The 12,808-nt window shown below is 67.4% G+C and carries 9 protein-coding genes; 1 reads left to right on the forward strand and 8 read right to left on the reverse strand.

What is annotated here, in order from left to right; translation table 11 throughout:
* Position 1: 1 nt before the first annotated feature.
* From ACY34H_RS18265 to ACY34H_RS18275, 3 genes are read right to left on the reverse strand one after another with little or no spacing between them, the layout of a single operon-like run.
* The gene (locus ACY34H_RS18265; protein WP_464978891.1) at positions 2 to 1,381 is read right to left on the reverse strand and encodes a hypothetical protein; all 1,380 of its coding nucleotides are present in this window, start codon (positions 1,379 to 1,381) and stop codon (positions 2 to 4) included.
* Positions 1,378 to 2,253, reverse strand: coding sequence for an ABC transporter ATP-binding protein (locus tag ACY34H_RS18270; RefSeq protein ID WP_464978892.1), 876 nt, complete (start codon positions 2,251 to 2,253; stop codon positions 1,378 to 1,380). Before ACY34H_RS18270 ends, ACY34H_RS18265 begins: the two co-directional genes overlap by 4 nt.
* A complete protein-coding gene (locus ACY34H_RS18275; protein ID WP_464978893.1) occupies positions 2,250 to 2,645 on the reverse strand; it encodes a GntR family transcriptional regulator in 396 nt (131 codons plus the stop codon). The genes ACY34H_RS18270 and ACY34H_RS18275 overlap by 4 nt, the downstream gene beginning before the upstream one ends.
* Positions 2,646 to 2,784: 139 nt before the next feature.
* On the opposite strand from ACY34H_RS18275, the gene ACY34H_RS18280 reads away from it, so the two are divergent.
* Positions 2,785 to 4,071, forward strand: coding sequence for a glycosyltransferase (locus ACY34H_RS18280; RefSeq protein WP_464978894.1), 1,287 nt, complete (start codon positions 2,785 to 2,787; stop codon positions 4,069 to 4,071).
* 24 nt (positions 4,072 to 4,095) lie between these two features.
* On the opposite strand, the gene ACY34H_RS18285 is transcribed toward ACY34H_RS18280, so the two are convergent.
* From ACY34H_RS18285 to ACY34H_RS18305, 5 genes are all read right to left on the reverse strand, one after another.
* Positions 4,096 to 5,766 (reverse strand): peptide chain release factor 3, encoded by a 1,671-nt coding sequence (locus tag ACY34H_RS18285; RefSeq protein WP_464978895.1) that lies wholly within the window; start codon positions 5,764 to 5,766, stop codon positions 4,096 to 4,098.
* A gap of 182 nt (positions 5,767 to 5,948) precedes the next feature.
* Complete coding sequence (locus ACY34H_RS18290; protein ID WP_464978896.1) at positions 5,949 to 10,589, reverse strand: PilC/PilY family type IV pilus protein; 4,641 nt, start codon at positions 10,587 to 10,589, stop codon at positions 5,949 to 5,951.
* Between the two features lie 2 nt (positions 10,590 to 10,591).
* Positions 10,592 to 11,191: a pilus assembly PilX family protein gene (locus ACY34H_RS18295; protein WP_464978897.1), complete on the reverse strand. Its 600-nt coding sequence runs from the start codon at positions 11,189 to 11,191 to the stop codon at positions 10,592 to 10,594.
* On the reverse strand, positions 11,188 to 12,342 hold the full coding sequence (locus ACY34H_RS18300; RefSeq protein ID WP_464978898.1) for a PilW family protein: 1,155 nt from the start codon (positions 12,340 to 12,342) through the stop codon (positions 11,188 to 11,190). The genes ACY34H_RS18295 and ACY34H_RS18300 overlap by 4 nt, the downstream gene beginning before the upstream one ends.
* A 5-nt stretch (positions 12,343 to 12,347) precedes the next feature.
* The gene (locus ACY34H_RS18305; RefSeq protein ID WP_464978899.1) at positions 12,348 to 12,806 is read right to left on the reverse strand and encodes a type IV pilus modification PilV family protein; all 459 of its coding nucleotides are present in this window, start codon (positions 12,804 to 12,806) and stop codon (positions 12,348 to 12,350) included.
* Positions 12,807 to 12,808: the final 2 nt, after the last annotated feature.

The raw sequence follows: 12,808 nt of genomic DNA on the forward strand, positions 1-12,808 counted from the left end.
CTCAACCAGCCAGCCGCCCGGCCGGGAAGGCCGGCGCGGCACTCAGCGCGCGGGGCCAGCGCCAGGCCAGCGCAATGGCGGTGCCGGCCAGCAGCACGGCGACGCCGGCGATGATGGCTGGCAGTGGAATTCCGCCGTATTCAACCAGGCCGCCGAGCGGCGCCATCACCAGCATCACCAAACCGGCCGCCCATTGCGCCGTCTTCCAACCTGGATGGCGTGCATGGTCGCGCAACAGCAGTGGGGTAAAGGCCAGCGCCACGACCGTGCAGCACAGCCATGCGCGCCAGGGGCCGGTGGTCGCCAGCACGACGGCGATGCTGGCCGCGAGGTAGACGCCCCAGACGATACCGAAGCGGCCCATTAGCGCCAGCGCCATTTGCCGGTTCAGGTCGCGCACGGGTGGCGCGATCGGGGCCAGCCGCAGGATGCCCTGCTCGACCCGTGAATTCTTGATCGCGGAAAGCAGCCCATCGATGTGCACGACGACCGTCAGCAGCATCGACGTCAGCACCAGCGGAACGAAGGGCCGCATCGCATCTGCCCCCGAGAAGACACGCCAGACCAGCGTGGCGCCGGCCAGGGTCGAGATGATCACCACCGAACTGCTCCAGTGCGCACGACCACCCAGCGCATCGAGCAGGCGCGCCGCCGGCCGGCCCGGCGCGGTCAGCCGTGCACGATAAAAGCTGTCCAGCCCCCGGAACAGGCCAATGCCCGATACCGTGGCCATGCCCGCCCTGCCTTTGCGCGCATTGCGGTCCATGCATGTCCGGATCCAGTAATGCGCATCGCCGCCGCGCAGGAACAGCGCGCGCAGTGCCAGGGCCCCCGGCGCGGTGAGCACCAGCAGGCCGGCCAGCGTGACCGCCGTTTCGTCGACGCCGGCAAGCGCGGCATCGATCCCGGCTGGCGAGAAGCCGGGCGCCCCGCAGGCGAACCACACGACCGTCGGCACGAACCCCAGCCACCAGTAGCGGCAGCACAGCGCGAAATACAGCAGCGCAGCAGCGCAGGTCAGCAATGCATAGCCGTAGTGACCAGTGGCCGCGCCGAGCAGCGCGGCCACCGGCAGGCTGGCCACAAGCCACAGCACGGCGGTCAGCGACAGCAGATGGCGGCGCATCTGCGGCACCAGGCATGCCGCAGCGGGGGTGTTGAGCCGCATCGCCGTCTGCAGGTACGTGCCCCACCAGATGACGACGGCGATCGACAGCGACGCGGCAGCCGCGCCAAAGCCGACATGCCGCGGCACCAGGCCGAACTGCATCGCGGCCAGCGGCACGAGCGATACCCCCAGCAGCAGCCACGTGATCCACATGCTTCCCCGCGCGCGCTGGCGCAGCACGACCTGCAGCAGCAACTGGCGCCAGGCGTTCATCGCGTCACCTCTTCGAACAGGTCTTCCAGCGAAACCGGGTCGAGGCGCACGCCGGGCGACGCCAGCAGGCGGATCGATTCCTGGGCGGACAGCCGCGCCACGATGCTGAAGGCGCCGTTACCGTGCCGCACGCGGCCCAGTTCCTGGTCCAGCCGCAGCGTGGCCAGCGCCTTCGGATCGCCGCTGACGCGGCGGGTGCCTTCCAGCAGGTCGTCGAGCGGCGCCTGCAGCGCGATGCGGCCGTCCTTCAGGAACGCCACATCGACCGCGATGCGTTCCAGGTCGGACAGGATATGCGTCGAGAACAGCACCGTGGTGCCGCGCTCGATCACGTCGTCGACCAGTTCGCGCAGGAAGTCGCGGCGGCCCACCGGGTCGAGGCTGGCCACGGGTTCGTCCAGCACCAGCAAGTCCGGATCCGGCGCCAGCGCGCGGATGATCGACAGCCGCTGCTGCTGCCCGCCGGACAGGCTGGCGATGCGCTGCCTGCGCGTGACCGGATCGAAGCCCCAGCGCGCCAGCAGGTTCTCCACCTTGTAGTCGTTCCAGCGCGGGTACAGCGTGCGGAAATAGGCCAGCAGCTGGTCGGGCGTGAGCCAGTCGAACAGGTCGGACTTCTGCGGCACGTAGCCGATGCGGGCGCGCGTCGCCGCCGACAGGTCGCCGGCCGGCTCGCCGAACAGCATGATGTTGCCGCCGTCCACCTCGCGCAGGCCCAGCATGCATTCGATCAGCGTCGACTTGCCGGCGCCGTTGCGGCCCAGCAGGCCGATCACCGCGCCGCTGCCGATCTGCCAGTCGATGCCGGCCAGTACGCCGCGGCCGCCGAACGAGCGCGCCACGCCTTCCATTGCCACCACGGATGTGTTCATTTTTCTTCCTTCAGCACTTGTTTGAACAGTTCGAGAATCGTGTGATCGTCCAGCTCCAGCTGGCGCGCTTCGCGGGCCGCGCGCTCCAGCGCGGGCCGCAGCAGTGCTTCGCGCTCGGCGCGGCCGTTGCCGTTTCGGCGCTGCGCCACCTGCATGCCCTGCCCGCGGATGCGCTCCAGCGCGCCTTCCATCTCCAGCAGGTTCCAGGCCTTCGACACCGTCATCGGATTGACGGCCAGCGCGCCGGCCACTTCGCGCACCGAGGGCAGCGTGTCGCCCGGCGCGAGTACGCCGGCGGCGGCAAGCCGCTTCACCTGCTCGATGAGCTGGCGGTAGATCGGCTCGGGCGAGCCGGTGGTGATGGAAAACAGCTGGGCGGTATGTTCGGTCATGGCAGTGTCGCGGTCGCCGTATATGTGTATTAAGTGAGTAATACAGTATACGGCAGATGCACGCATGTCAAGCGCCGCCTGCAGCCGCGTGCGAACCCGGCCATAATCGGTTTTCCGCGCATTTTCAACAGGGGAAACCATGAAGATCGGCCTGCAGACCTGGGGCAGCCACGGCGATATCCGGCCTTTCCTGGCCCTGGCGGAGGGCCTGCAGCGCGCCGGCCACCGTGTCACCCTCGTCATCACCAGCGTGGACAGCGATGCCTACGCGCGCCATGTGTCGCCGGCCGGCGTCGAGATCCGCGTCGTCGCATCGCCCTCCCTGCCTGCCGAAGAAGCATGGAAGATCGGCGACACGGTACTCGCCACGCGCAACCCGCTGCGCCAGCTGATGCACATCCTGCAGCTGTGCTTCACGCCTGTCGAGGAAGCGATGTACCTGGCGGCGCAGCGGCTGTGCGAAGAGTGCGACGTGGCGATCGGCCATTTTTTGATGTACCCGCTGCGGATCGCGGCCGAACGGGCGGGTCGGCCCTGCATCACCGTGATGCTGGCCCACGGCGCAGTACCCGGCGCGCACTACCATCCGATGCACATCCCGGGCACCGGCAAGGCAGGCAACCGCCTGCTGTGGCGGCTGTCGCGCTGGGCCATCGACCGCGCGCTGCTGCCGGATGTAAACCGCCTGCGCGCGCGGGCCGCCCTGCCACCGGTAAGCGACATGATCGACGATGTGTGGCTGTCACCCGTGCTGACGCTGGTGGCCGCCAGCCCGCTGCTCGCCGTGCCGCAACCCGACTGGCCGGACACGGTCCACGTCAGCGGCTTCCTCGACATGCCCAATATCGGTGCCGAGGGCACCGTGCCGCCGAACCTGGCGGCATTCATCGCCGCCGGCGCGCCACCGGTCTACATGACGCTGGGCAGCTGGATGCCGCCCGATCGCGCATGGCAGGAGCGCACGCTGCGGCTGCTTACCGATGCGGCCCGGCTGGCCGGCTGCCGGGCCATCATCCAGGCCCCCGATCCGGCGGGCTGCGGTTTTGCGTCGAGCAGCGATGTGCTGTACGTGTCGGCGGCACCGCACCAGGCGATCTTTCCCCTTTGCTGCGCCGTGCTGCATCACGGCGGCGCCGGCACCACGCAGTCGGCCACGCTGGCAGGCAAGCCTTCGGTGGTGGTGGCGCACATCGGCGAACAGGAAAACTGGGGACAGGAGCTGCGCCGGCTCGGCATTGCCGGCAAGCCGCTGCTGCGCAGCAGCGTGACGGCCGCCGCCATGGCGAAACAGATCCGGCGGCTGCGCGACACGCCCGCGATGACGCAGGCCGCGGTATCGGCTGCGGCCGCGATGCGCAAGGAAGATGGGGTGGCGGCGGCCGTCGAACTGGTCGGCCGCGCGCTGGAAGGCGGCATCGCGCGTTGACGATGCCGCCGGCCAGCCGGTCGCTCAGGAGAGCTTGGTGGCGTGCTCGCGCGTGGAATGGAACGTCAGCTTCGGCCAGCGTTCCTGCGTGAGGCGCAGGTTGACGCCGGAGGTGGCAAGGTAGGCCAGGTTGCCGGCGGCGTCGTAGGCCACGTTGTGGCCGAGTGCCGCCTCGAAGTCCGACAGCGCCTTCTTGTCGTCCGACGAGACCCAGCGCGCGCTGCTGATGCTGGTGCCTTCGAACACGGCATCCACGCCGTATTCGTTCATCAGCCGGGAAGCCACCACCTCGAACTGCAGCACGCCCACGGCGCCCAGTACCAGCTCGCCGCCCTGCACCGGTTTGAACACCTGGACGGCGCCCTCCTCGCCCAGCTGCTGCAAGCCTTTGTGCAGCTGCTTGATCTTCAGCGGGTTGCGGATGCGCACCTGGCGGAAGAAGTCCGGCGCGAAGTACGGAATGCCGGTGAACTGCAGCATCTCGCCTTCCGAGAAGCTGTCGCCGATCTGCATGTTGCCGTGGTTCGGCAGGCCGATGATGTCGCCTGCGTAAGCCTCTTCGACCTGTTCGCGCGACGACGCCATGAACGTCACCACCGACGACACTTTTACTTCGCGGCCGAGGCGCAGGTGCTTCACTTTCATGCCGCGCTCGAAGCGACCGGAGCAAACGCGCAGGAAGGCGATGCGGTCGCGGTGCGCCGGGTCCATATTGGCCTGGATCTTGAACACGAAGCCGGAGAACGGCTGCTCGTTCGGCTCGACGGAACGCACGGTGGCGTCGCGCTCGCGCGGCGGCGGTGCCCAGTCGACCAGTGCGGAAAGGATCTCGCGCACGCCGAAGTTGTTGATCGCGGAACCGAAGAACACCGGGGTCTGGATGCCGGCCAGGAACTGCTCCAGGTCGAACGGGTGCGAGGCGCCATGGACGAGTTCTACCTCCATCCGCAACTGGTCCATCTCCAGCGGGAACATCTCCTGCAGCTTCGGATTGTCGATGCCCTTGATGATTTCCACGGTCTGGTTGGCGCTTTCCGAACCGGCGCGGAACAGCAGCACCTCGTCGCGCAGCAGGTGGTACACGCCGCGGAAGTTCTTGCCCATGCCGATCGGCCACGTCACCGGCGCGCACTGGATCTTCAGCACCGATTCCAGTTCGTCGAGCAGTTCGAGCGGATCGCGGGTTTCGCGGTCCATCTTGTTCATGAACGTGACGATCGGCGTGTTGCGCATGCGGCAGACGTCGAGCAGCTTGATGGTCTGCGCCTCGACACCCTTGGCCGCATCGATCACCATCAGCGCCGAGTCGACGGCCGTCAGCACGCGGTAGGTGTCTTCGGAAAAGTCCTGGTGGCCCGGCGTGTCGAGCAGGTTGATGATGTGGTCGCGGAACTCGAACTGCATCACCGACGAGGCAACGGAAATACCGCGCTGCTTCTCGATCTCCATCCAGTCGGACGTGGCGTGGCGCGCGCTCTTGCGGGCCTTGACGGTACCGGCCATCTGGATCGCGCCCGAGAACAGCAGCAGCTTCTCGGTCAGCGTCGTTTTACCGGCGTCGGGGTGGGAAATGATGCCGAACGTGCGGCGGCGCTGCACTTCGCGCGCGATCAGCGCGGCGGGCTTGGCGCTGCCGCCTTCCTGCTCGGTGGCGGCCTCGATGGCTGGGGTGTTGACTTGGGATTCTTCGGACATGATGGCAACCAACGGTTCGGCTCGACGGAAAACCGTGGATTTTACCGTTTTTTGACCCGGGCCGGGAGCCTGCCACACCGAAAACCGGGGACGGACCCCTGTTTTGAAGAAATTTCTTCTAAACAGGGGTCCGTCCCCGGTTTTTCCTCAAAACATGGGTACGTCCCCGGTTTTGGTGGTGCCTAGTCGCCTTTCACGCGCCGCCAGCCGACGGGGTGGGCGCCTTCGGAGTCGAGTTCGACGATCGGCCGGGTCAGCGTTTCGCCTTTCGCGGTGGTGGCGATCATCTTCAGCTGGCCGCTGGGCAGGCGCACGATGATGAAGCCGACCGCGGCCGACGTGTTCGACAGCGTGCCGCCCACGATCAGCCCGTTGACGCCGACGCCGCGGCAGACGTCCACCGCGTAGGCGTTGCTGGTGCCGCCCACCGAGCAAGAGGACGACGAGGTCGGCAGGTTGGTCACCACGTTGGCCACGCCGCTGACGATCTTCGGGTCGATGTTCATCCGCTCTCCCGGGTTCAGGCGCCAGTCGAAGAACCAGCCGCTCTTCAGGTTCAGGTCGGCAGCGTCGTCGGTGATCTGGTAGGACCTGGTGTTGGTGCCGGTACCGGCCGTGGCGAGCGTCTGCTGCTCCATCGCCGCGCCACGCACGTTGACGTAGGCGCCGGTGTCCTTCAGCGCATACAGGCTTTGCACGTCGGCGTTGGTGGTGTCGGGCACGTCGAGCAGGCGGCCGGTGCCGAACAGCGCCACGCGCTGCGGCACGCTGCTGCCGTTCACGGCGCACAGCGTCACGTCGGGGCGCGTCGTGATCGGCTGGCCCGCGCCGGCGTCGCCCATCTTCAGTACGCCCACGCTGCCGTCGGTTGCCGTCAGGTCGAAGCGCCACATCCGGCCGTCGTTGTCGCCGCCGTAGATGTAGGTGACCAGCGGGTCGCCGTTCGGATCGGCGGTGATCGCGGTGATCTTGGCCAGGCCCGACGGCGTGGTGGTGTCGCCGCTGTTCGTGCTCACCGTCTTCAGCACCGCGCCGGTGGCGATATCGACGATGAACAGGTAGCCCTTGCCGTCGCCGGTGTCGATGCCGTCCACGCCGGGCACGTTGTTGTAGCCGGAGGTGAGGAACACCACCCAGCGCTCGGCGCCCGAGCCATCCTTCCACGTGCCGAATTGCGGGTTGCCGAACGACAGTCCCAGGTTCGGTACGGCGTTGGCGCACACGCTGGCATCGGCGCACAGTTCCCACAGCTGCCGGGGCTGGCGCGGGTTGGTGATGTCCAGCGCGTAGTAGCCGCGGCCGCCCGCGTTCAGGCCGGCCACCAGCACGGTGCGCCAGGCGCCGCCGATGAACACGTCCGCCACTTCCGGCGAGCCGTCGGTGGTGAACTGGTGGTTCGTCGCATACGTGGTGCTCGACAGCGCGGGCAGTTTCTTCATCGTGATGCGCGGCACATAGGCCCACACTTCCTCGCCGTCCGCGGCGGAGAACGCGTGCAGCATGCCGTCGTTCGCGGCCGTGAACACGGTGGCCACCGGGCGCGCGGCGGTCTGCGCGTCGCGGAAGGCGGAGTAGTCGTTGTCCGTGTAGGCCTTGCGCGGGTCGCGCACGTACGCCGGCTTCGACGAGGCGATATCGCCCAGCACGATCGGGATCGACGGCGTGTCGCCGCTCATCGAATAGGCGCGGAAGATGCGGTCGTTGGCATGCTGCTGCTGGCCGCGCAGCCAGTTCACCATGTTGTCGCCGCTGTTGACGAGCGCCCGGTCGGCCAGCGACAGCAGCGTGCACTGCGGCAGGTTCGGGCACTGGCCGTTGAACCAGGCCTTTTCCTGCGCGGTCATGCCGTCGTAGCGGAACGGCTTCAGCCCGCCGCTGCCCTGCATGTAGATGGCGCGCGTGTCGCTCGACGCGGCAACCTTTTCGCCGACGGTATCGGTGGTCGTCCACACAGTGGTGGGGCTGACGATGCCGGTGGTCGGGTCGATCTTGCGGTCCGACAGTTCGCCGTACCATTTCACGGTGGTGAAGGTATCGGAGAAGATGTCGTTGTCCTGCAGCGAGATATTCGGCGTGGAGGTGGCGGCGGCCGACGCGGCGCCCAGCGTCACCTGCATGTTGGCCAGCGCCGACGACAGGCCTTCGACCACCTCGCGCGGTTCGTTGGCGCTGAAGTACTTTCCGTGGCCGTTGATGGCCGCGTGCCACAGGTCGTCTACCCGTTCCTGCACGGTGTTGCCGGTGTTGGTGACGTCCGGATTCGGCCACACGTACGGGCCGTTGTTGTTCCACGGGCAGCCGGTCTGCACGCGCGTGATCAGGTTGTAGAAGTCGCCGCCGGCCTTCGGCGCGGTATCGTAGTTCGGTTCGTAGGTCATCACGCCATCCATGCCCAGGCCCAGCGTGTAGGTGTTCATGTGCAGGTGGGTGTTTTCGCCCTCGGCGGCCGGCACCTGGCCCGGCTTCGTCATGTCCGGCTCCAGGTCGGGGCGCAGCGATACGGTGGTGGTAGACGAACCGCCGTTGTACCAGTGCAGCGCCACGTCCGAGATCGAGGGCTGCGACTGGCCGCGTGCATCCACGCAGCCGCGCCCCCAGGTGCAGAAGCGCGACGGATTTTCCGCGTTGTCGTTGTTGACGACGTTGTTCGTCGAGCTGCCGTTCCAGTAGCCGTCGGTGGTCAAAATCAGGAAGTTCTGCTGGCAGGGGAACTGCACCACCTGTTGTCCGGAGCTGTAGTCGTACGGCTCCAGGTTGGCGAACATGCGGCCCACGTTGTCCATCGCCGTGCGGATCGGCGTGGAACCGCTGCTGGTAGTGTTGTACAGCGTGGAGTACCAGGTGCTGCGCGCCGTGCCCGTGAAATCGGCCGGCTTCATGTCGATCGCACCGCCCGCGCCGGCCTGCGACAGCCGCACGAAGCCGACGCGGTAGTTGGCATTGATGGCGGCAAAGGCGATGCCGACCGAGGTCTTCATCATCTGCAGCCGGTTCTTGTAGTACGCATACCAGTTGGCGAAGTTGGTCATTTCCTCGTCGTAGGTGCAGACCGAGGTCTGCGCCACGCAGTCGCTGCGCGCGACCGCCTTCGGGTAGGTGCGGCCGGGAACGATATTAACGCGCGAGAATGCGCTCGGCAGCGACGACAGCGCCGTGGTGGTGACCGGGATGCCCTCGACGATGCTGGTGGCGGCGACCGTGTCGAACGTCACGTTGTTTTCGCCCGAGACGCTGCCGGTCAGCGCGGCGCCGTTCGACGTGGCATTGACGTTGACGACGCAGACCGTGGTCGCCGCTTCGTTGGCGCATACGCCGGTGGTGGCGTCGCCGCCCAGGTAGGCGCGGTGCGTGTTGCGCGTGGCGGAAGCATTGATGGCCTGGACGATTGCCGCCGCCACCTGCGCCTGCGACATGTTGCGCAACGAGACCGAACCGGTCATGGTCGTGTTGCCGAGCCGGAGGTTGCTGATGTTGCCCGAGCTGCGCATCGAACCGCGCCCGCCGATGCGCAGCAGCGCCGTCGGCGGCTGGCCGGTGGTGGCCGGCGTGGTCTGCACCGATGGCGCATCCACTTCCAGGCCCCAGCCCTGCCGCGTGTTGGTGACGGAATCCGCGCGGGTGGTGCTGCAGTTCGTCAGCGACTTGGTATTGCCGATGCAGACGATCGGCAATACGGCCACCACGTTGTCGGACGTGAGGGTAATGCCCAGCGACGAGCAGCTCGGCACGGTGGAAGAACCGGTGGGCGTGCGCACGCAGGCCCAGTAGGAATTCGTGCCGAGGCCGGTGCGCGCGATGATGCTGGCCGCGACCTGCGTGGCCAGTGCCTGGCGCCGCGCGGCGGTATTGGTACCGTTCGGCGCGCTGACGGCACCGTTGCTGATCGTGATCGGCGCATTGGGCGCGGCGGGATTGATGACGGTAACGGAGGCGATCTGCATTGCCGACGTGGAGACGGTGGACTCCAGCGTGATGGTGCCGTGCGCGATCGTGGTGGTCGGCGGCGTCGAGTATTTCGGATAGACGTAGCTGCCCACGCGCTTGGCCTGGCAGGTAGTCAGCGCCCGGTTGCTGCACCAGCGCACGGTGGCCGGCACCGGGTAGCCCTCCGGCGCGCCAGCCCCTGCCGCCACCGCCGTGCAGGTGGTCAGCCGCTCGTCGCGGCAATATTCGGAGACGGCGATGTTGAAGTAGTAGGGGCCGCCGCTGATGGCGGCTGGCTCGTAGTACGCGTTGTCCGGATACGTGTAGGTGGCGGAATTGAGGCGGCAGTCGTTCTCGTCGCTGGCATTGCACCACTTCAGGTCGGGGAACTGGGTCAGCAGGTTGATCGCGCTGTCCGCGTTCCCGTACAGGTTGGTGTTGCTGCGGCCGAAGCCGTCGCTGGGCACGTTCGTCCAGTTGCTCGTCTGTACCGCCGTCATGTCCGGGTAATACGTGCCGTCCCACTGGATCGGCGCCTGGTAGCGGATGCGCGGGTTGTAGTACTGGCGGTTGAAGTCCGGGCTCATGAACGGCGGATGGCCGACATTGCACGCCGTGATGCCGGCCGCCAGCGTCAGGCGCGAGCGGCACAGGTTGTCGTTCACGTAGTCCGGCGTATAGGTCTGGTCCATCGAGCCGGAGTTATCGAACAGCAGCATCAGGTTCGGCTTGACGGTGCCGGTGCCCGCGATGTTCAGCAGCGGTACCTGGGCGATATTGGTGGTGGCGGCCGGCGCCGGGCCGGCCGCGCAGGCCAGCAGCAACAGCATCAACCACTGTGCCAGCACCTGCGGCAGGACGGCAAGACTGGTCGGGAAATGCATTGTCGAAGTCTTCATCGCTACGGCCCCATCATCACGACGGCCTGGTTCATGACATTGCCGCCGCGCGGGCCGGCGATCCGCGCGGTGATCAGGTAGTGCAACTGCGGCTTGCCGTTATAGGTCGGCGCATCGGACGACAGGCTGTCGCCGGCACGCGTCTTCGCCTGCAGATTCTGCCGCGCCGCCGTCAGCGTACAGTTATTGGCGGGATTGACGGCATTGTAGGCACCGGCAAACTGGCACATGCGGTGGATGACGTATTCAACCTGGTGGCGGCGCTTGGCATCCGAAACAGTCACCGAGCCCTGCCAGAACGCCGGGTTCGACACGCCCTGCCCTGCTGCCGGATTGATCGTGGCGACGTAGCCGGCGGCGGGCACGTCGTTGTACAGCACGTTCTTGTTCGGCAGGCTGCTCAGCCAGTCGAACGCCGCGTGGATGCCCAGGTCGGCGGCTTTCGACAGCGCGTCTTCATGGGCCAGGTTCGACGTGGTCAGCGCCGTCGAGTTGGTGGAGCGCAGCAGGTAGATGCTGCTGACCATCATGACGACGAGCATGATCAGCATGACCGGCAGCGCCACGCCGCGCTGGCGTCCGATGAGTTTCGGCCGCATCATGGCCGCCACCCCGAATTGCGAATCGGCACGATCGTCTCGAACACGCGGTAACGGTAACAGGTCCAGCTGACGGTGTCGTTCGGTATGCCAAGCGCCACCTGTGCGGGCGACGCGGCGACGCCGGCCGGCACGGCGGTACCGAACACGGTCAGCGGCGCGGTGGTGGCGGTGCAGGTGCTTTGCTGTGCGGCAGGCCGCTCGGGCACCGCGCCGCGGGCGACGATGGCGATGCGCAGCGCGGCAATGCGCTGCCAGTCGCCCGGGGCGCCCGTGCTGCCGTCGCCATCCGCATCGATCATCGCGCTGCTCCAGCGCCCCACTTTCATGCCATCCTTCGGTACGAATGCGCTGCCGGCGCGGGTGTCGAAACCATACTGGGCCTTCAGCGCGACCACGTTGCCGACCACGGCCTGCGCTTGCGCGCCGGTGCCGGCCAGGTCGGTGGCGCGCAGTTGCAGCACGCCATTGGCGACCGACCAGGTGTGGAACGACAGTTTCGCGGCCGGGCCCAGGTTGAACACGCGGGCCTGGCCGCCGTTGTACTGCAGGCCCAGGTTGCCGGTATTGAAACGCCAGCCGCTGCCGGCGGCAATCTGCAGGATGCTGGCGGCGGGCACCGCCGATAATTGCGCCAGCGCGCAGTCAGGGCCGGACGGTTCGGGAGCCACCACGACCACGTCACCCTGGTTGAAGCCGAACGGCGCGACACTATCCACGCCGATCGTCGCGCCGCCGATGTAGTTCTGCCAGACGCGCGTCGAGCCGACGCCGGCCAGGCCGCTGCCGGAATACAGCGTGAGCGTATCGGAGCCGGTGCCGCCGTCGGCGATCACGGCCGGCGCCAGCGGCGTGATCGCGGCGCCGTCGCGCGCGGCCGATGCCAATGCAAAACCTCCGGTATCCGTCATGCGGGTATTGCAGCCGCTGACCAGGTCGTCGTTCAGGCCCCAGCCGGCCTGGGAGGCATCGGTATTGATCGAGAACAGCGCCAGCATGCCGTTCTGCATGGCGTCCGACCCGCCGACGGAGGCTGCCTTGCTTTGCTCGCCATTGACCATCAGCCGGGTGGCGAACATGACAGCCAGCAGGCCGACGACGACGGCCACCATCAGCTCGACGATCGAGAAGCCGTGCGGTTTCCGCGTTTTCATCGGCGTCATCGGATGTATGCCGTCACGAGATGGCTGCTGTCGTCGTCGCCCTGCTTGCGGCGCCAGCGGATCTCGATGTCCACGCGGGTGCGCTGCGCTTCCGCCACCACCGTGATCCGGCAGCGCGCGCCGGGGATCGCGGCCGCGGTTTCGGCGGCCCACGGTGCCAGCGCCGCCGGTGCCGTGGCGCCCAGGGCGACCTGGTAGGCGGCCAGATTGGCCGTGTCGTTGTGCATGATGCCGACCAGGCGGTCGGCGGCCAGCGTGGCTTCGGCCCGCATCGCCGAATCGGCCAGCGCCGAGTAGGAACGCGCCTGCAAACCGATCGTTCCCAGCAGGCCGAGCGCCAGGATCACGATGGCGATCAGCGCTTCGAGCAGGGCGATGCCATGTTGCCTGCGCCGATGCGGAGCGGGCAGCTGAACAATGCGCGGGCTCATGTTCGGGCTCATGTTCGGGCTCATGT

The sequence above is a fragment of the Pseudoduganella sp. jia 9 genome (assembly GCF_055502615.1).